General features: G+C 72.4%; 17 protein-coding genes and 1 pseudogene. 4 read left to right on the top strand and 14 right to left on the bottom strand.

Going from position 1 to position 19477, the window contains the following annotated elements:
• The first annotated feature begins 55 nt into the window (after positions 1-55).
• Complete coding sequence (locus tag AC4IHM_RS16870; protein ID WP_490870849.1) at positions 56-229, top strand: SGM_3592 family protein; 174 nt, start codon at positions 56-58, stop codon at positions 227-229.
• Positions 230-439: 210 nt separating this feature from the next.
• Here the strand turns inward: AC4IHM_RS16870 and AC4IHM_RS16875 are convergent, their stop codons facing one another.
• The 9 genes from AC4IHM_RS16875 to AC4IHM_RS16915 form a co-directional block, all read right to left on the bottom strand.
• On the bottom strand, positions 440-1282 hold the full coding sequence (locus AC4IHM_RS16875) for an HAD family hydrolase (RefSeq protein ID WP_490867858.1): 843 nt from the start codon (positions 1280-1282) through the stop codon (positions 440-442).
• Positions 1279-2556, bottom strand: coding sequence for a serine--tRNA ligase (gene serS, locus AC4IHM_RS16880; RefSeq protein ID WP_490867859.1), 1278 nt, complete (start codon positions 2554-2556; stop codon positions 1279-1281). The genes AC4IHM_RS16875 and serS overlap by 4 nt, the downstream gene beginning before the upstream one ends.
• A 542-nt stretch (positions 2557-3098) precedes the next feature.
• Positions 3099-4031, bottom strand: a complete 933-nt coding sequence (gene pheA, locus AC4IHM_RS16885; protein WP_490867860.1) for a prephenate dehydratase — start codon at positions 4029-4031, stop codon at positions 3099-3101.
• Between the two features lie 79 nt (positions 4032-4110).
• Positions 4111-5433, bottom strand: a complete 1323-nt coding sequence (efeB, locus tag AC4IHM_RS16890; protein WP_490867861.1) for an iron uptake transporter deferrochelatase/peroxidase subunit — start codon at positions 5431-5433, stop codon at positions 4111-4113.
• An 8-nt stretch (positions 5434-5441) separates the two neighbouring features.
• A complete protein-coding gene (locus tag AC4IHM_RS16895) occupies positions 5442-7409 on the bottom strand; it encodes a copper resistance CopC/CopD family protein (protein WP_490867862.1) in 1968 nt (655 codons plus the stop codon).
• 13 nt (positions 7410-7422) lie between these two features.
• A complete protein-coding gene (locus AC4IHM_RS16900; protein ID WP_490867863.1) occupies positions 7423-7905 on the bottom strand; it encodes a copper chaperone PCu(A)C in 483 nt (160 codons plus the stop codon).
• Positions 7902-8552 carry an SCO family protein gene (locus AC4IHM_RS16905; protein ID WP_490867864.1) on the bottom strand — a complete coding sequence of 217 codons (651 nt, stop codon included), beginning with the start codon at positions 8550-8552 and terminating at the stop codon, positions 7902-7904. The genes AC4IHM_RS16900 and AC4IHM_RS16905 overlap by 4 nt, the downstream gene beginning before the upstream one ends.
• A gap of 130 nt (positions 8553-8682) precedes the next feature.
• Positions 8683-9426, bottom strand: coding sequence for a YcnI family copper-binding membrane protein (locus AC4IHM_RS16910; protein ID WP_490867865.1), 744 nt, complete (start codon positions 9424-9426; stop codon positions 8683-8685).
• 145 nt (positions 9427-9571) lie between these two features.
• On the bottom strand, positions 9572-10420 hold the full coding sequence (locus tag AC4IHM_RS16915; protein WP_490867866.1) for a hypothetical protein: 849 nt from the start codon (positions 10418-10420) through the stop codon (positions 9572-9574).
• 232 nt (positions 10421-10652) lie between these two features.
• Here AC4IHM_RS16915 and AC4IHM_RS16920 point away from each other — a divergent pair, with 232 nt between their 5' ends.
• The gene (locus tag AC4IHM_RS16920; RefSeq protein ID WP_490867867.1) at positions 10653-11117 is read left to right on the top strand and encodes an ATP-binding protein; all 465 of its coding nucleotides are present in this window, start codon (positions 10653-10655) and stop codon (positions 11115-11117) included.
• 97 nt (positions 11118-11214) lie between these two features.
• Here the strand turns inward: AC4IHM_RS16920 and AC4IHM_RS16925 are convergent, their stop codons facing one another.
• Both AC4IHM_RS16925 and AC4IHM_RS16930 read right to left on the bottom strand, forming a co-directional pair.
• Positions 11215-12717, bottom strand: coding sequence for an aminopeptidase P family protein (locus AC4IHM_RS16925; protein WP_490867868.1), 1503 nt, complete (start codon positions 12715-12717; stop codon positions 11215-11217).
• 132 nt (positions 12718-12849) lie between these two features.
• Positions 12850-14275: pseudogene (locus AC4IHM_RS16930) on the bottom strand (PP2C family protein-serine/threonine phosphatase).
• 619 nt (positions 14276-14894) lie between these two features.
• Here AC4IHM_RS16930 and AC4IHM_RS16935 point away from each other — a divergent pair.
• Positions 14895-15560, top strand: coding sequence for a bifunctional DNA primase/polymerase (locus tag AC4IHM_RS16935; protein ID WP_490867869.1), 666 nt, complete (start codon positions 14895-14897; stop codon positions 15558-15560).
• Between the two features lie 55 nt (positions 15561-15615).
• Entirely contained in the window at positions 15616-16326 is a 711-nt protein-coding gene (locus AC4IHM_RS16940; protein ID WP_490867870.1) for a hypothetical protein, read from the top strand.
• A 312-nt stretch (positions 16327-16638) separates the two neighbouring features.
• Here AC4IHM_RS16940 and AC4IHM_RS16945 read toward each other — a convergent pair whose 3' ends face one another.
• The 3 genes from AC4IHM_RS16945 to AC4IHM_RS16955 all read right to left on the bottom strand — a co-directional run bounded on the left by AC4IHM_RS16945 (position 16639) and on the right by AC4IHM_RS16955 (position 19369).
• A complete protein-coding gene (locus AC4IHM_RS16945) occupies positions 16639-17604 on the bottom strand; it encodes a DUF5926 family protein (protein WP_490867871.1) in 966 nt (321 codons plus the stop codon).
• A 172-nt stretch (positions 17605-17776) separates the two neighbouring features.
• A complete protein-coding gene (locus tag AC4IHM_RS16950) occupies positions 17777-18415 on the bottom strand; it encodes an ATP-binding protein (protein WP_490867872.1) in 639 nt (212 codons plus the stop codon).
• Between the two features lie 126 nt (positions 18416-18541).
• A complete protein-coding gene (locus tag AC4IHM_RS16955; protein WP_490867873.1) occupies positions 18542-19369 on the bottom strand; it encodes a glycerophosphodiester phosphodiesterase in 828 nt (275 codons plus the stop codon).
• Positions 19370-19477 lie beyond the last annotated feature (108 nt).

Genomic DNA, 19477 nt, shown 5'->3' on the forward strand with positions numbered 1-19477 from the left:
CGCCCGGGACGGCAGCGGTCACAGCACCGGTGACGACACCTGGGACGGCCTCGTCCTGGACGAGGAGTTCATACGCGGGGCCGGGACCTCCGAGCCGTCCGCCCGCGCCCGGATGCTCGCCGCCCGCTGGAGCCGTGAGAAGCCCGAGCCGCAGCCGTGGCGCTCCGACGAGCCGCCCGCCGGCTGGTTCTTCAGCAAGGGCCGGCGCCGCAGGTGGCGCCGGGGCTGACGCGCCGTACGTCCGCTTTTAATCGGTGGCGCCCGGCTTGCGGGCACGGCACTGTGGGGGGTGCACGAGGCCGGACGGCGTCGGCGGATCGATCGGCCGCTTCGAGCACGCGGGACGCCTCGCGTGGGCCGACCGACGGGGACGCCGACGCCGTCCGGACCGTGCCACCGACAGCGCCGGGTCACCGGCGGTACGCGAGCCCGGGGGCGGTCAGGCCGACAACCGCTCCAGCACCACCGCGATGCCGTCCTCGTCGTTCGAGGAGGTCACCTCGTCGGCCACGGCCTTCAACTCCGTGTGGGCGTTGGCCATCGCCACGCCGCGGGCGGCCCAGCCGAACATCGGGACATCGTTGGGCATGTCGCCGAACGCGATCGTGTCCGCGGCCTTCAGCCCGAGCCGGCGCGCCGCCAGCGACAGGCCGGTCGCCTTGGACAGGCCGAGGGGAAGCAGCTCGACGACGCCCGCGCCGGCCATGGTCACCGTGACGAAGCCGCCCGCGGTGCGCCGGGCCGCCTCGGCCAGCTCGTCGTCCGACAGGGTCGGATGCTGGATGTAGATCTTGTTCAGCGGGGCCGACCACAGGTCCGAGGCGTCGGTGAAGGGCACCGCGGGAAGGCCGCCCCCGACCTCGTACCCCGGGCCGACCAGCACGTCGCCGTCCAGACCGTCGCGGCTCGCCGCCAGGTACAGCGGCCCGGTCTCCGCCTCGATCTTCGCGAGCGCCACCCCGGCCAGCTGACGGTCCAGCGTGACCGAGGTCAGCAGCCGGTGCTCGCCCGCGTGGTAGACCTGCGCGCCCTGACCGCAGACGGCCAGCCCGTCGTACCCGAGGTCGTCCAGGATGTGCCGGGTCCACGGAACCGCGCGCCCGGTGACCACGATGTGGGCCGCGCCCGCCGCGGTGGCCGCGGCGAGCGCCGTACGGGTGCGCGGGGAGATCGAGTCGTCACTGCGCAGCAGCGTGCCGTCGAGGTCGGTCGCGACGAGCCGGTACGGGAAATTCCCGGTGGAGCCGGCGCCGGGCCCCGTGGCGGAACCGGAGTCACTCACTTGGTCACCGGTTCCAGGACCTCCCGGCCGCCCAGGTACGGGCGCAGCACCTCGGGCACGCGCACCGAACCGTCGGCCTGCTGATGGTTCTCCAGGATCGCCACGATCGTGCGCGGTACGGCGCACAGCGTGCCGTTGAGCGTGGCCAGCGGACGCACCTTCTTGTCCTCGCGGACCCGGATCGACAGCCGGCGGGACTGGAACTCGGTGCAGTCCGAGGTCGAGGTCAGCTCGCGGTACTTGCCCTGGGTCGGGATCCACGCCTCGCAGTCGTACTTGCGCGAGGCCGAGGCGCCCAGATCGGCCGAGGCGACGTCGATGACCCGGAACGGCAGCTCCAGCGACGTCAGCCACTGCTTCTCCCATTCGAGGAGGCGCTGGTGCTCGGCCTGCGAGTCCTCGGGCAGGACGTAGGAGAACATCTCGACCTTGTCGAACTGGTGCACGCGGAAGATGCCCCGGGTGTCCTTGCCGTGCGAGCCCGCCTCGCGGCGGAAGCAGGGCGAGAAGCCGGCGTAGCGCAGCGGCAGGCGGTCGGCGTCGAGGATCTCGTCCATGTGATAGGCCGCCAGCGGCACCTCGGACGTGCCGACCAGGTACAGGTCGTCGTTGTCGAGGTGGTAGACGTCCTGGGCGGCCTGGCCGAGGAAGCCGGTGCCGGCCATCGACTGCGGGCGTACCAGCGCCGGGGTCAGCATCGGGGTGAAGCCGGCCGCCGTGGCCTGCGCGATCGCCGCGTTGACCAGGGCGAGTTCCAGGAGGGCGCCGACGCCGGTCAGGAAGTAGAAGCGCGAGCCGGAGACCTTGGCGCCGCGCTCGACGTCGATGGCGCCGAGCAGCTGGCCCAGCTCCAGGTGGTCCCTGGGCTCGAAGCCCTCGGCCGCGAAGTCGCGGTGCGTGCCGTGCGTCTCCAGCGTGACGAAGTCCTCCTCGCCGCCGACGGGCACGTCGGGGTGGACGAGGTTGCCGAGCCGCTGGAGCAGCTCCTGGGTCTCGGCGTCGGCCGCGTCGCGCTCGGTGTCGGCGGCCTTGACCTCGGCGGCGAGCCCGCCCGCCCGCTTCAGCAGCTCGGCCTTCTCGTCTCCGGAGGCCTTGCCGATGAGCTTGCCGAGGCTCTTCTGCTCGGCGCGCAGCTCGTCGAAGCGGACGCCGGACGACCTGCGGCGCTCGTCGGCGGACAGGAGGGAGTCGACGAGCGCGACATCCTCTCCACGGGCGCGCTGCGACGCGCGCACACGGTCGGGGTCCTCACGGAGCAGGCGAAGGTCAATCACGTGGTCAAGGCTACCGGTGTGCGGTGACGGGTCTCGACCCACTATTGCCGATCACGGGGCCGGCGTTCCGTTATGCGTGAATTGCCCCTTGTGTTACGGGTGTTTCCGTCCGTCAAGGAAAGTGACCCGATCCCTGGAAGGAGGCAGTGCGGGGACGGTGGATTGACCGGATTTCCTTGTGGAGAGCGGGATTTGGGGGCGGGCTGTCCACAGGAATCCACAGTCCGGAAAAGTTATCCACAGGCTGTGCGAAAGTTCTGTGGACTCACGGAAGTGATCATTCCTAATTCCGGCAAGCAGGTCGGTCAAACCCTCCAGGGCCCCACTTTCGAGTGGAAACGGGGTGCTTCGCGTCACCTCGGGGGGTGGGGGAGGAAGGACAGGTGAACGAAGGGTGACCTGCTTCCCTGTGGACGAAGTGGGGGCCGTAGAGGGATTTGTCGACTGAATGGCCTTTCGTTGTCGACTTGTCCCCAGGTCGAGAAGCAGACCTGTGGATAACTTCTGTGGACAACGAAAATCAGCAGGTACGACTCATCGGGTCAGAACCGGCCGTCCTGGCAGCGCGCCACCCAGTCCGCCGCGGCCGTGAACGCCTCGTCCGAGGTGCCAGGCCGCAGCGTGTCCACGTCCGCCGGCCCGACCTCCGCCCGCGGGTACGAGCCGAGGTAGCGCACCTGGAGGCAGCTCCGCTTCAGACCCATCAGCGCGTCGGCCACCCGCCGGTCGGAGATGTGCCCCTCGGCGTCGACGCAGAAGCAGTAGTGGCCGATGCCGGCACCGGTGGGCCGGGACTGGAGCAGCATCAGGTTGATGCCCCGGGTGGCGAACTCGCCCAGCAGATCACGCAGGCCGCCGGGATGGTCGTCGCGCTGCCACAGCACGACGGAGGTCTTGTCCGCGCCGGTCGGTGCCGCGGGCCGGGCGGGACGCCCCACCAGCACGAAGCGCGTCTGGGCGTTCTCCGCGTCGTGGATTTCGGCCTCCAGGACCTCCAGGCCGTAGCGGGCCGCGGCGAACTCGCCGGCGAACGCCGCGTCGTACCGGCCCTCCTGGACCAGGCGGGCGCCGTCCGCGTTCGAGGCGGCCGACTCCCAGGCCGCGTCCGGGAGATGCGCCTTGAGCCAGTTGCGGACCTGGGGCTGGGCGGCCGGGTGGGCGGTGACCGTCTTGATGTCCGACAGCTTGGTGCCGGGGCGGACCATCAGCGCGAAGGTGATGGACAGCAGCACCTCGCGGTAGATCATCAGCGGCTGGCCGGCGACCAGCTCGTCGAGGGTGGTGGTGATGCCGCCCTCGACGGAGTTCTCGATCGGCACGAACGCGGCCTCGGTCTCGCCGGTGCGTACCGCGTCGAGCGCGGACTGGACGGACACGTACGGGACCAGCTCCCGGGTCGCCGTCTCCGGAAGTGTGCGCAGGGCGACTTCGGTGAAGGTGCCCTCGGGGCCGAGATACGCGTAACTGGCTGGCATGTCCTCACCCTAATGGGCCCGGCGAGAACCGGCCCAGGTGTCTCGCGCACGCCCCTCCACGGAGGGACGCCGGCCGGTTTCACCCCTCCAGCAGCCGCTGCCCCACGTACTCTCCCTCGGCGGCCCCGCCCGGCACCGCGAACAGACCGCTGGCCTCGTGCCGGATGAACGGGGACAGCGCGTCGCCCCGGTCCAGCTTGCGCTGCACGGGCACGAAGCCGCGCAGCGGATCGGCCTGCCAGCAGATGAAGAGCAGGCCGGCGTCCGGCACGCCGTCGGCGTCGAAGCCGTCGTGGTAAGAGAAGGGCCGGCGGACCATGGCCGCGCCGCCGTTCTGGTCGGGGCGGGTGATACGGGCGTGGGCGTTGATCGGCACGACGAGTTCGCCGGCCTTGTCCGTCTTCTCCAGGTCCATCTCGGTCGTCTCGGTCCCCCCGGACAGCGGCGCCCCGTCGGACTTGCGGCGGCCGATGACATCCTCCTGGGCCTTGACCGAGAGCTTCTCCCAGTCGTCGAGGAGCATGCGGATACGGCGTACGACGACGTAGGAGCCGCCCGCCATCCAGGCCTGCTCGCTCGCCCCGGGATTCCCGGGAACGAAGATCCGCTGGTCGAAGTCGGCCTCGGACGGCTTCGGATTGCGGGTGCCGTCGACCTGGCCCATGAGGTTGCGGGCCGTCATCGGGTGCGCGGTGGAGCCCGGCGAGCGGTTGAAGCCGTTCATCTGCCAGCGGACGCGGGCGGCCGATCCGGCGTCCTGCTGGATCGCGCGCAGGGCGTGGAAGGCCACCAGCGCGTCGTCGGCGCCGATCTGCACCCACAGGTCGCCGTGGCTGCGGCTCTTGTCGAGGTGGTCGGAGGAGAAGTCGGGCAGCGGGTCGAGGGCTGCCGGGCGCCGCTTGTCCAGTCCCGTCCGGCCGAAGAAGCTGTGCCCGAATCCAAAGGTGATCGTCAGAGAGGAGGGCCCTGAGTCCCGGGCCACGTCCGTGTCACCCGTGCCCGCCGGCTCGCCCGCCATCAGCCGCCGGGCGGTGTCCGACCAGCGGCGCAGCAGCGCGGTGGCCTCCTTGCGCCCGGCGCCCGCCGTGAGGTCGAAGGCGGCGAGATGTCCGCAGGCCTGCAAGGGGGTGGTGATGCCGGGCTGATGTTTCCCGTGAAACATCGCCTGCCCGCTGCCGAGCGAGCTGAGAGGGGTGGCCGCGGAGGAGGGCGCGGCGGCATAGCCCGCGGCGCCGCCCGCCGCGCCGAGCACGAGCCCGGTGGCACCGGCGGTGCCGAGCAGCCGCCGTCGTGAGATGCCCTCGCGGGCGGTGGTGTCCCCGGAGCCGAGCGGCTCGGGAGCACCGGGTGTCCCGCGGGTCGCCTCGGGGATCCGGGCCTCCGGGATGGACTGGTCAGCCATGGTGCGGTTCAGCCGATCTGCGCGTTCTTGGAGACGGTCACCTGGTCGATGCCGGAGGTCCGTACGGTCACGGCGACCTCCCAGTCACCGGCCACCGGGATCTGCACTCCGCTTGCCGACCAGTGTCCGGTGGCGATGCGGTCCGGGGCGACGGGCAGCGGCCCGATGTCCTTGGCCTCCTGGGTGAAGGCGACCTTCACCTCGGGCACGTCGAAGGCGGTTCCGTCCGGACGCTCGACATAGAGGTGCATGTCGTTGGCGCCGACCCGGGCGGGGTCCAGATCGACCCGTACGACGCCCTTTCCGTTCTGGCCGCCGGTGTCGAAGGACATGTCCAGGGTCACCGCGCCGCTGGAGGGCGCGGACGCGGAGTCGGCGGCCGGGGCGGCGGCCTTGGCCTCTTCGGTCGTCCGGCCCGGCTCGGTCTGGGTCAGGACGGTGGTGACGGCGAGCAGGACGACGGCGACGCCCGCCTCGGCGAGCACGGAGCGGCGCAGCCCGAAGCGGTGCGGATCGGCGTCCCGCTGCCGCTTCTGCCGGGCGGCGTCCACGGCCGCGCGCTGCCGGGCCAACTGGGCGGCACGCTGGGAGCCGCCGGAGGCCTTCTTCTTCGACCCCTTGGCGCTTCCGGAAGCCTTCTCGGAGCCGCTTCCGGAGGTCTTCGCCGCGGTCTTCGTCTTCCCGTTCCGGCGGCCGGCGGACGCGCCGACGCGCTCCTTGTCCCGCTGCCGGGCGACGGCGGGTCCCGCCTCCGCGAGCTGTGCGGTCCACCGTCGCGAGAAGTAGGCGAGGCCGACCAGCACCGCCACCAGCCCGATCTTGGCGAGGAGCAGCTGTCCGTACCGGGTGTCGGTGAAGGCCGACCAGGAGCCGAGCTGGCGCCAGGACTGGTAGACGCCGGTCACCACCAGCGCGACCACGCCGGCGAAGGCGACGCGCGAGAACCGGCGTACGGCGGAGGCGGGCACCGGCGTGTCCGCGGGAGCGCGGAACAGGGCGACGAGCAGGACGGTGAGCCCGCCGAGCCAGAGGGCGACGGCGAGCAGGTGGACAACGTCGACCGGCATGGCGAGGCCGGCCTGGAGGCCGACGGAGGCGTGCTCGGACATCGCCCAGGTCGCCGCGAGGCCCGCCGCCACGACGGACCCGCCGGTCGCGAGCCCGAAGGTGAGGTCCCGCTTCTCCTCGTCCTCCCGCTTGTCGTAGGCGCCGAAGAGCACGGCGATGAACAGCGCGGCGGCGGCGAGCAGCAGCAGCCGGGAGACCAGCGCGGCGCCGGTCTTGGTCTGGAGAACCTCGCCGAGGAGATTCAGGTCGAAGATGTCGCCGACCTTCCCGGAGCCCGTGTAGGAACCGCGCAGCAGGAGGAGCAGAAGGCTGGCGGCGGTCAGCGCGAGCCACCCGGAGACGACGACCCGCTGTACGACCCGTACCCCGGAGCCGCGCGGCCAGCAGGCGAGCACGAAGGCGGCGCCGCCCACCAGTACGGCGAACCCGGCGTACGACACGTACCGGCCGAAGCCGTACAGCCCTCCGACGATCCCGCCGCCCGCCCCCTGGCCGGAGACGGAGACCGAGGTCTCGGACGGGGCGCCGACGGAGAAGGTGTAGGCGCCGGCGACGGGGTGGCTGTCGGCGGACACGATCTGGTACGTCACCGTGTACGTACCGTCGGGCAGCCCGGCGTGCAGTTTCACGGAGTACGTCGTGCCGCCCGTGCCGGACGGTCTGCCGTCGTCGACGCGCTTGCCCTTGGGATCGAGGACGCGCAGCGAGTCGTCGCCCATGGAGACGGACTCGGAGAAGGTGAGCGACACCTGGGCCGGAGCCGTGTCGACCACCGCCCCCTGCTGGGGGTCGCTGCCGGTCAGCGCGGCATGCGCGGAGGCCGGTGCGGCGCCGGCGAGCAGTGCGCAGGCCGCGGCCAGGAGCAGCAGCACCAGGGTCCGGACGCGCGGGGCGATGGTCTGCGTCAAGGTGGTCCCTCCCTCAGTGTCCGGATTGCTGGGAATGTTCGTTGGTGGGCTGGTAGGTGGCCGCCTTCACGGGCAGCTCGACCGTGACGGGGTCGGAGTGGGCGAAGTGCAGCTCGACGGCGACCGACTGTCCCTGTTTCGGCTGTCGCCTCAGTTTCTCGAACATCAGATGGTTGCCGCCGCTCTTGAACACGAGTTGACCGTGCGCCGGGATCTCGAGGCGGTCGACCTCCTTCATCGTCCCGCCGACGGTCTCGTGCACGGTGACGTCACCGGCTTCGCTCGTGACGGAGGTCAGCTCGTCCCGCGCGTCGCCCTCGTTGGTGATGGTGAGGAACCCGGCCGCCATCGAGTCGGAGACCGGCTGCGGTATGTACCCGGCGTCCACCGAGAGTTCGGCACCGGAGGCCGGGGAGCCGGAGTCCGGGCCGCCGCAGCCCGCGAGGGCCAGGGCGCCGATCAGCGTCGCGGTGGCGAGGGCGGGGCGCCCTCTCACGGGTTCTGCCCCTTGATGAGCTTGGGGAGGTCCTTGGTGTAGTCGTCGACGGTGGCGTCCTCGCCGTAGAGGACGTAGCCCGCGTCGGACTTCGGGGAGAAGGCGATGACCTGGGTGCCGTGCGTCGAGACGATCTTGCCGTTCTTGTCCTTGGCCGGTGGGTCGATGGAGATGCCGAGGGTGCGGGCGCCGGCCTGGATGGTGTCGAAGTCGCCGGTCAGGCCCACGATCTGCGAGTCGATGCCCTTGAGCCACTTGCCGAGTGCGGCCGGGGTGTCGCGTTCCGGGTCGGTGCTGACGAACACGATCCGCAGCTTGTCCTGCTCGGCCCGGGAGAGCTGCTTCTTGGCCACGGCGAGGTTGTTCATCGTCAGCGGGCAGACGTTGGGGCAGTGGGTGTAGCCGAAGTAGATCAGGGTGGGCCTGCCGGCGGTCCGCTCCCGGAAGTCGTAGTCCTTGCCCCGGGTGTCGGTGAGGACCAGGTCGGGCTTCTCGAAGGGCTTGTCGAGGACTGTGGCGGCCTGCTGACCGGTGTCCTCGGAGACCACGGTGACGGGGCTGTCGCTGTCGGCGCCGCTGCCGCAGGCGGTAAGGGTCAGGGCGGCCGCGGCGAGCAGGGCGGCCGCGGCGAACGTCTTCTTGTGCATAGAGGAATGTCCCAGATGTGAGGTGCTCCGGTGCGCGCCGGGGTCCGTCGGACCGACGGAGGGTGTCCGGCGCGCACCGGACTGCGGGATGCGTCGGCGCTCTCGCGCCGACGCACCGGCGCGGGCGTGGTTACGCCGACGCACCGGTGTCGCGCCGGCGGCCCGCCAGCACGCCGTACGCGACGCCCGCCGCGCCGACGACGATGCCGACGATGCCGAGGACCCGTGCGGTGGTGTCGCTGCCGCCGGAGCCGGAGGAGGCGTTGGCGGCGGTGTTCTGCGCGGTCGCCTCGGTGTCGTCGGCCGCCTTGGAACCGGACGCGCCGTGGGAGTGGCCCTCGGCGGCGGACAGTTCGAGCACGGGCGCCGGCGTCTCGGGCTCGTCCTCGCCCTCCTGCGGCACCTCGATCCAGCGCACGACCTCCTTGTTGGAGTACGTCTGGATCGCCTTGAACACGAGCTGGTCGGTGTCCTCGGGCAGCGCGCCGACGGAGACCGGGAACTTCTGGAAGTAGCCGGGTTCGATGCCCTTGCCGTCGGCGGTCCAGGTCACCTTGGTCACGGCCTCGGTGAGCTGCTTGCCGTGCGCCTCCAGGGGCTTGTCCAGCTTGGACGTGGTGACCTCGGTCTTCCAGCCGGGCACCGGCTGCGGCATCACGGACGCCAGCGGGTGGTCGGTGGGGAAGCTGACCTCCAGCTTGGTGGTGGAGGCGTTGTCGCGCTCGTTGGGGACCTTGAAGTCGACGACCGCGTAGCCGCCCTTGGCGGCCGTGCCCTCCGGCTGCACGCTGACGTGCGCGAACGCGGGGGCGGACAGGGCGAGGACGGCGATGCCGGAGACGGCGCCGGCGGCGGCGATACGGGAAGCCTTCATGGACGGAGTACTCCGCTTCGAGTGGGCACCGGTGCTGAGCCGGTGACGAGTGACGGGAGGGATGCGCGCACGCGCGCGTGCCGCACGACGGCGGCCCCTCCGGACTCGGGCCGATGGGCGCGGGCGGAGTGGTGGTCGCGTCGTGTCAGGCGGCGAGGGCGAACGCGTCGCTCGGCGGGCCGCGCCTGACCACCGTGTGCTCAAGTGCGCCGGTACGGGGGTGCGGTGTGGCCGGCACAGCAGTGTGCGGCGGACGCGGGCCCGTTCCGGGGGCGCCGGCGAGACCGGCGTGCAGGGCGCGGACCAGCGAGAGCGCCGCGCGCAGGGCGCGGACGAACGCCGCCTCGGCCACCGAGTGGGCCGAGTGCGCCGACAGTTCGACGAGCCGGGCCAGGGCCAGGTCCCCGCGCCGCAGCAGCCAGCCGGCGGCCAGGGCCGCGAGGACATGGCCGAGCAGCATCGGCAGGGACGGCAGCAGCGAGGCCGGGGCACCGGCGGTGGACAGGGTCTCGGCCGGGTGGTGTGCCGCGCCGGTGTGCGCGTCCGGGGCGATCCGCGCGTCGGTGAGGATCCGCTGGGCCCGGGTCGGGCTGATCGCCGCCGCGGTGGTCCCGCAGACCAGCCGTGCGGCCTGCGCGACCAGGGAGGCGTCGGACAGCGGGCTGGTCCCGCCGGTGGACGCGGCGGCCGTACCGGACGCCGAGGCCGCGGTGGTGCCGTGCTGGCCCAGCCCGAACAGGGTGTGCAGCGCGGTCTGTCCGACGGCGAGCAGCACCACGATGCCCGGCAGCGAGCGCTCGCGCCCGGCGAGGGGCGCGGCGACCACGACCGCCCCGAGGAATCCCGCGCTCAGCGACCACAGCGGAACGGCGGTGCAGGAGGCGAGGGCGTGCCCCGCCGCGGCCAGCACGACGCAGACCGCGGCGAACACCGCGGCCCGCAGGACGCGGAGGTCGGTTCCGCAGCGCGCCGTGGGCGAGTGGGGGGCAGTCATGGCGGGCTCATCATCGCACTGGCGCCCCGCGCTCCGTACGGCAGGTCCACAAGATGCCGTACGACCGGAAGGATGCGGAAGATCACCTTCTGGTGTCGGCCGTCCCACATACACCGATCGGCGGCAGGGACGCGTCTGCCATATGGGCGGCGTCACGGGGTGACGGGGCTTACGCCCGTGTACGGGGGGCAATACGTAACGGTATGTCGAGCCGCGGCCGGGAGGCTGGAGCATGAGCATCTGGTGGTCACTCCATTTGCGGCGCGAGGCTGCGAGCGTGCCCCTGGCCCGCCGCCTGCTGATCGGCACCATGGAGACGGCGGGCGTCGACCCCGACATCTCCTTCGACCTCTCCGTCGCGCTGAGCGAGGCCTGTGCCAACGCCGTTGAGCACGGCGGGGACGAGGGATCCGGCGGGCCCTCGGAGGCGTACCGCGTCACGGCCTATCTCGACGGCGAACGGTGCCGCATCGAGGTGGCCGACACCGGCCCCGGCTTCCCCGTCGCCGCTCCCGGCCGGCCCGGGAGCGTGGCCCGGCCGGTGTCCACCGACTCCGAGAACGGCCGAGGCCTGTGTCTCATCCGGGAACTGGCCGACCATGTCCACATCGGCACCGCGCCGGGGCGGGCCGGCGCCGTGGTGAGCTTCGACAAGGTCCTCAAGTGGCGCGAGGACGCGCCACTGGTGGCGGTCTGACGGCACGTGACGGCCGGGGGAAGCCCCTCCCCGCAACGCCGCCCTGTGCATGCCGACGGCCGGGCACCCGTGCGGTACCCGGCCGTCGGACCGCGGGTCAGCTCTTCAGCGCGGCCATCCACTCCTCGACCTCGGCCGACCGGCGCGGCAGCCCGGCGGAGAGGTTCCGGTTGCCGTCCGCGGTGACGAGGATGTCGTCCTCGATGCGGACGCCGATGCCCCGGTACTCCTCGGGCACGGTCAGGTCGTCGGCCTGGAAGTACAGGCCCGGCTCGACGGTGAGCACCATGCCGGGCTCCAGCGTGCCGTCGACGTAGGACTCCACGCGCGCGGCGGCGCAGTCGTGGACGTCCATGCCGAGCATGTGGCCCGTGCCGTGCAGCGTCCAGCGGCGTTGCAGGCCCAGCTCCAGCACCCGCTCCACGGGGCCCTCGACCAGGCCCCACTCGACGAGCCGCGCGGCCAGCACGCGCTGCGCGGCATCGTGGAAGTCGCGGTACTTGGCACCCGGCTTCACCGCCGCGATGCCCGCCTCCTGGGCGTCGTAGACGGCGTCGTAGATCTTCTTCTGCAGCTCGCTGTAGCGGCCGTCGACCGGCAGCGTGCGCGTGACGTCCGCGGTGTAGTACGTGTGCGTCTCCACGCCCGCGTCGAGCAGCAGCAGGTCGCCGGAGCGGACCGGGCCGTCGTTGCGCACCCAGTGCAGAGTGCAGGCGTGGGCTCCCGCGGCGCAGATGGAGCCGTAGCCGACGTCGTTGCCCTCGACGCGCGCGCGGAGGAAGAAGGTGCCCTCGATGTAGCGCTCGCTGGTCGCCTCGGCCCTGTCGAGGACCTTCACCACGTCCTCGAAGCCGCGCACGGTGGAGTCGACGGCCTTCTGCAGCTCGCCGATCTCGAACTCGTCCTTGACCAGGCGGGCCTCGGACAGGAAGACGCGCAGTTCCTCGTCGCGCTCGGCGGTGACCTTGTCGGTCAGGGCCGCCTCCACGCCCGCGTCGTGGCCGCGCACGACGCGCACCGGGCCGGTGGCCTCGCGCAGGGCGCCGGTCAGCTCGCGGACATCGGCGGCGGGGATGCCGTACCGCTTCTCCGCCTCGGTGAGGGAGTGGCGGCGGCCGACCCACAGCTCGCCCTGGCCGTCGAGCCAGAACTCGCCGTTCTCGCGGTCGGACCGGGGCAGGAGGTAGATCGTCGCCCTGTGGCCGCGGCCCTCGGGCTCCAGGACCAGGACGCCGTCCTCGGTCTGGTTGCCGGTGAGGTAGGCGTACTCGACCGAGGCGCGGAAGGGGTAGTCCGTGTCGTTCGAGCGGGTCTTGAGGTTGCCCGCGGGGATCACCAGGCGCTCGCCGGGGAAGCGGGCGGACAGGGCGGCGCGCCGGGCGGCGGTCTCGGCGGTCTGGGCGATCGGCTCCAGGTCGTACAGCTCGGTGTCGGCCCAGCCGGACTTCATGTTTTCGGCCAGTTCGTCGGAGACACCCGGGTACAGGCCGTTCTTGCGCTGCTTGACCGGCTCCTCGTCCGCCGCGTCGGCGGCGTCATCGAGCACGGCTTCCGGAATCTCCGGGGTCTCCGGCTTCTCCGGTGTGAACTCCTCCGCCACGGTCATCCTCCTTGATACGGCACTGGACCACCCCCATCGTACGGTCGTACGGAAGGGGGCTCAGGGGCGAAGGGCCTGTTACACGGTGGCGCTACCGTCCGCTGTCCGGGGCATGCGAGGCGTCAGTGTCCGTTATTCGAACCGGACCGCCAGCAGTGCGACGTCCTCCTCGGAGTCCGCGCCGGCCTTCCCGTCCGGCAGCACGGTGCGCAGGACGTGCTCGGCCACGGCGTCCGGGTCGCGGCGCTCGGCCCGGGGTACGCCGGCCGCCGCGGCGTGCAGCCGGGCGAAGGCGCGGTCGACCGGGTCGCCGGTGCGGTGCAGCAGCCCGTCGGTGTACAGCAGAACCGTCTCTCCCGGCTCGGCCCGGACTTCCACGCTGGGCGCCTCCCAGCAGGCGAGCATGCCGAGCGGCGCGGAGACGGACGTTCTCGACGTACTCCGTGCGCCGCTCCCCGATCAGCAGCGGCGGGCTGTGCCCGGCGCCGGCCAGGGTGATCCGGCGCAGCGCGGGTTCGCAGTAGCCGAACAGGGCGGTGGCCGAGCGGGCCGGCTCGGTGAGCCGCAGCAGCAGCTCCAGGTCGGACAGGACCGCGACCGGATCCTCGCCCTCCATCACGGCGTACGCGCGCAGGGAGGCGCGCAGCCGGCCCATCGCGGCGACCGCGCTGGGCCCCGAGCCGGTGACCGACCCGACGGAGAGGCCGAGCGCGGCGTCCGGCAGCGGCAGCGCGTCGTACCAGTCGCCGCCGCCGCGCGGACCGGTGCGGTGCCGGGCGGCGAGCTGGACGCCGGGCACCCGGGGCAGGCGGGAGGGCAGCAGTTCCCCGGTCATCGTCGCCATGCACGCGCGCGTGCGCTCGACTTCCAGCAGGCGCGCCAGGTGCTCGGCGGCGTACCGGGCGTAAAGGCCGGCGAGATGCCTGCGGTGCGCGTCCGGTTCGGCGGGCTCGTCGTAGAGCCATACGGCGGCGCCGAGGCGCCCGGTGCCTTCGGCGGACAGCGGGAGCGCGTAGCTGGCGGCGTAGCCGAGGCGGGCGGCGACCTCGCGGTGGCGGGGGTCGAGACCCTGGTCGGCGAGCAGGTCGGACTCGGCGATCCCATCCCCGTCCACGGGCAGTCCGTCCAGAATCCGGCCGTGGGACAGGGCACTTCGGGGCACGGTCTCGAGGTGGCCGAGGTCGGCGCGGGTGAGCCCGAGGCCGACGGTGGTGTCCGGGCCCAGTCCGTCGGCCGGTTCCACGACGACGAGGCCGCGCGGGGCGCCCACCAGGGCGGCTCCGGCGCGCAGGAGTTCCTGGATGCCTTCGGAGAGGGTGTCCGTACGGACCAGACGCTCGGTCAGTTCGTGCAGGGTCGTGAGGTCCGAGACCCAGCCGGCGAGCCGGTCCTGGAGCAGGGTGCCGGGGGCGCAGGGCGTGCCCGGGGCGTCCGTGGTGTCCGCGGCGTTTGGCGGCGGCGCCGGGGAGGTACCCGGGGTGACGGACGGGACAGTTTGTGCGGGGGCCGGGACCGTTGAATCGATTCCGGCCACTTTCGCAGGGTGCGGGGCGTTCATGGCGTCCGGCCTTTCGACCGGCGCTTACTGCTCAAAAGCATCGCAAACCCCCATGTCATTCTGCGCCGCTAGCAGCGTCTCCACATGTACACGCACTCGTAAGGAGATGTCCAGCATTGTCCTGCCGGGATATCTGGTGTCCGTGGGGTGCGAGTGGTCCTTCCCCGACCCCTTGCGGAAAAGTGGAATTGGCTTGAAACTGCCCCAGAGGACGCCCTGTTGCGGTCGACTGGGGGTGCTTCACGGAGCGTCACAGCGGTCGTGATGGGTACGTACTCGGAGAAAGCCAGGGGTGGTTGGGGGTCACCCGGAACCTGGCGACGGACCCGGGCGTCCTATCCACCGACGACCGTGCCCCATCCTCCCGTGGCGGAGGCGGAGAGAAATACGCGGGACGGCAAAACGCCAGACTTCGCCACCCCCGCGCCACGTCCATGCTTTTGATAGACGCAGTGTGGACGGAACCGCCACGGACGCAGTCAGTGCTCGACCCACAGGGGTTCCCCTTGCCCTTGGCAGGGGTGTGATGCGCCACCAGCTACGCACAGCGAAGTGATCGACACATGGTGTGATGTGACCACGGTGTTGCCAGGCGTGCAACGGAAAGGAACGAGCGCTCATGCGCGAGATCCTCGGAAAGCGACGCAGGCTCCTGTCCCGGCACGACGACGGGCGGCCTGAGCTGATCGGCGCGGCCCTGACCTACGCGACGCAATGGCAGTGGCCCGTACTCCCGGGCGCGGCGCCGGATCCGCAGGCGCGGTCCCGCTGCGGCTGCCCCGACCCCGAGTGCACGGTGCCGGGCGCGCATCCCTTCGACCCCGGTCTCCTCGCGGCCACCACCGACGCCCGCATGATCCGCTGGTGGTGGACCAACCGGCCCACCGCGCCGATCGTCCTGGCCACCGGGGGCGGTGCCCCGTGTGCCGTCTCCCTGCCCGCCCTGCCGGCCGCCCACGCCCTGGCCGCGCTCGACCGCGCCGGCCTGCGGCTCGGCCCGGTCGTCGCCTCGCCCACCCGCTGGGCGCTGCTGGTCAGGCCGTACTCCATGGAGCAACTGGGCGAGCTGCTCTACGCCAAGGACTTCGTCCCCGGCTCCCTGCGTTTCCACGGCGAGGGCGGCTATCTCGCGCTGCCCCCGACCGAGACCGGCGAGGGCGCCGTCCGCTGGGAGCGGGCCCCGCTGCCCGGCTCCGCCTCGCCCTGGGTGCCCGACGTGGAGGCCGTGGTGGACGCGGTGGTCGACGCCCTCACTCGTACGGGTGTGAGCGCGCCCGAGTTGTAGGGGTGTCCGGCGCGCGCGTGGGCCGGCGCCCGCCCCGGTCGTTATCGTCCGCCCCATGCCGCTTCACGCGCGAGAGTTCCGCGCCGCCAGGTCGCACCGCGCAGGGCCGCGCCGAGCGGGGCCGCGCCGTGGCGGGCCGGACCGTCGGCGGGCCCGTCCGTACGGGCTCGCCGGGGTCGTGGTGGGGGCGGTCGTGCTGCCGTTCGCCGTGGCGTCCGCGGGGCCCTCGGGCGGCGTCGAGGACACTCCCGCGGCCGTCCGCGTCCTCGCGCGCGGCGACGACGACAAGGCACCCGGGGGAGCCGGCCGTGTCCCGGCCGAGGCCGCCGCGCCCACCCGCTCCCCGCTGCCCCTCGGCCAGGCCACGGCCGTGCGCTGCGGTCCCGAACTCACCTCGCCCGAGGGTGTCGAGGCGCAGACCTGTGTCCTGATCCGGGGCGCGGAGACCTGGGCGCGGACCTATTACCGCAACGCCACCGGCGATCCGCTCGAATCCGTGCTGAGCCTCATGGGCCCCGACGGGCGCAGTGTGCGGATGCGCTGCGCGGTGAGTGCCGAGGACGCGCCGGGCACCTGCGAGACGCCTCGGGAACGCGTCCGGGGCGAGCCGCTGGGGTACACCGCGGTCGCCGAGTTCGCGAGCCGGGCCGGGCACGGGCCGCTGCTGCTGCGAACCGGGAGCAGCAGAAACGACGGGAGCGACGGGGGCGACGAGAGCGACGGGGGCGACGGGGTCGACGGGCGCGCCGGGAGCGGTCAGGAGTAACAGGCGTAACAGGAGCAACGGGTCCGCCGGGGACAGTGCCGACGGCGGGGGCAACTCACCTGCTGAAACGGGGAGTTGACGGGCGGTCGCGGTGCGTGCGTGACCGGGCGCACGCAAAGACCCGGTTGCTGGCGACGGGGGATGCACCAGCAACCGGGCTATTGGAACGGTAACAAGAGATCGGCGGTTAGCAAATTCGATCTCCTGTTTTCCGGTCACCGACTGGCTTTTCTCCGCCAGGAGTTGTGAGCGGAGCCAACCGCCCCGGACCGCGGCTCCGCCAACCGGCCGACCGGTCCTCGCGGCGGTGCGTCAGCTGAGGGTGACCTGCCGGTTGGTCAGGCCGCCGCGTGCCCGGCGCTCGTCGTGCGTGAGCGGGACGTCCGTGGCCAGGGCCTCGGCGAGACGCTCGGCGAACTCGGCCGCGGGCTTCTCGATGTCCTGCGCGGAGATCTCGCCCGGCAGGTCCCACACCGGGACGGTGAGCCCGTGAGCGCGGAAGGAGCCGACGAGACGCGTGTCCTCGCCGAGGGACGACCGGCCCGCGGCGTGCAGCCGCGCGAGAGCGTCCAGAAGACGCTCCTCCTCGTGCGGCATGACCCAGCGCAGATGGTTCTTCTCCGGCGTCTCGCACCAGTACGCGGCGTCCACGCTCCGCAGCCGCACGGTCGGGATCGCCGCCGCGTTGGCCCGCTCCAGAGAGGCGGCCACCTCCGGCGTGGCGTTCTCCGGGTCCGGCACCCAGAACTCGAAGCCCTCGTGCACCACCGGTTCGAGGGCCTCCTCGGGAGCGAGCAGGTCCTGCAGTCGCGGACCGTCGGCCGGGGCGCGGCGGCCCTGCACCGGGGTGCCCGGCTCGGCGGTCAGCGCCCGCCGGAGGGTGTCGGCGAGGTCGCGGCTGATGTCGCCGGACGCCGTGTCGTTCTGCAGGCCGAGCAGGACCGAGCCGTCTTCGCGGCGCAGGGCGGGCCAGGCCATCGGCAGCACCGTGGCCAGCACGACCGAGGGGACGCCCTCGGGCAGGCCGTCCTTGAGGGTCAGCTCGGCCGTGGCCGCGGGCACCAGCTCGCGCAGCGCCACCCAGTCGCACTCGCCGGCCAGCCCCTCGAACGGGCGCTGCACCAGCGCGGTCGTGGCCTGTGCGGCGGCCCGGCCGTGGCAGGCCTTGTACCGGCGGCCGCTGCCGCACGGGCAGGGTTCGCGGGCCCCGACGACCGGGACCTCGGCATCGTCGAGCTGGGGCCGCTTGGCCTTCGTCTGGGGTCGCTTCTTGGCCATCGTGGGTGTCTCCCGGTTACGGCTCTACTCGTACGGCCGCGAGCCTAGCCGCTCCCGCCCCGGCCGACGGGACCCTGTGGACAACGGGCCGGCTGTGGACAACTCGCCCCGGCCGCCCCGGGCGAGGCGCCGCGTCGGCCCACGTCCCGGCCGCCCCGCGCGGGCCGCCGCGTCAGCCCACGTCGTCGAGGGCGTCCGCGAACTCCAGGCCGGGGATCTCCGAGACCGCCGGTGCCGCGATCCGGGTGGCGAAGTCGTCGCGCCGGTGCCCGGCGTCCGGGTCGTACACGTCGTCGTGGACGACGACCCAGACCGTGACCTCGCCGCGGACGTTGTCCCGTACGCCCCAGTCGTTGGCGAGCGCGGAGATGATGTTCAGCCCCCGGCCGCCGTGCGCGGTGACGGAGGGGGTCGCCGGTGCCGGGCGGGTCGGGCCGCCGCCGTCCGTGACCTCCACGACGAGCCGGCCGGCCGCGTCCACCCGCCACGCGGCGCGGACGGCACCGTCCCCGGCCAGGGCGTCGCCCAGGGGGCGGCCGTGCTTGCACGCGTTGCTCAAGAGTTCCGAAAGGACCAGTACAGCGTCGTCGACGACCGATTCCGCCACGCCGCCACTGCGCAACTGATCACGCATGCGGCGTCTTGCTTCCCCCACGCCCGCAGGGCCATGGGGCACGGCCATGCTCGACGACGTGGGCACCTCCTGTGCCACCACCAACGCCACCCCCGAGACCTCCTTCGCCCCACGCCACGGTGTGGATGCCCCATCGGCCTGAGCCGGAAACCGGCCCGCTCTCGCACGGTGACGCATTCGACACGGTCGAACACGCACCGAATGCGCCGGAGCACTCCCTGTAATCAGTGGCCGGATTTCGCCGGTGTGGCCGGGATCGGAGAATGCGGCAGCCGGGCCGCCGGGTCAAGGCTTCGGGACGAATCAGCGGCCCAGATGGTCCAGAACGGCCCGCGGACGGTTGGTGATGATGGCGTCGACGCCCAGGTCGGCGCAGAGATCCACGTCGGCGGCCTCGTTCACCGTCCATACGTGCACCTGGTGGCCGGCCTGCTTCAGGCGCTCGACGTAGCCGGGGTGATTGCGCACGATCCGGATCGAGGGGCCCGCGATCCGGACATCTCCCGGCAGTCTTCCGTCGCGCAGCCGGGGCGAGACGAACTGCATCAGATAGACCGTCGGCAGCGTCGGTGAGGCGGCGCGCACCCGGTGCAGCGAGCGGGCCGAGAAACTCATCACACGCACCGGGGACTCCGCGGCCGAGGCCGGGGCGTCGAGTCCGAACCGCTTCAGGAGCAGCAGCAGCCGCTCCTCCACCTGCCCCGCCCAGCGTGTGGGGTGCTTGGTCTCGATGGCCAGCTCCACCCGGCGCCCCGCGTCGGAGACGAGCTGGAGCAGCCGCTCCAGGGTCAGGACGGAGGTCTCCTCCCGGTCCTCGGGCCGGTGCTCCCAGTCGGGCTGTTCGTCGCGCGTGCGCCAGAACTCCCGGGTCCGGCGGGCGCCGAAGTCCAGGGCGGCCAGATCGGCGAGTTCCAGTGCCGAGACCGCGCCGCGGCCGTTCGACGTACGGTTGACGCGCCAGTCGTGCACACAGACGAGGTGGCCGTCGGCGGTCAGGCGCACATCGCACTCGAGGGCGTTCGCCCCGTCCTCGATCGCCTTGCGGTACGCGGCCAGCGTGTGCTCGGGGGCCTCCTCGGACGCTCCGCGGTGGGCGACGACCTGAATCCGGTGCTGTGGTGCGTGGGTCACCGCGTCATGGTGCCATCGTGGGTGGGTAGACGTACCACCGGCGGTATCGGTAAGGCGTCCCTTTAGTCTTTGATGTCCCATATAAAGGACGGTCGGAGACGCACAGCA

It is taken from the genome of Streptomyces sp. SL06 (genome assembly GCF_058244745.1).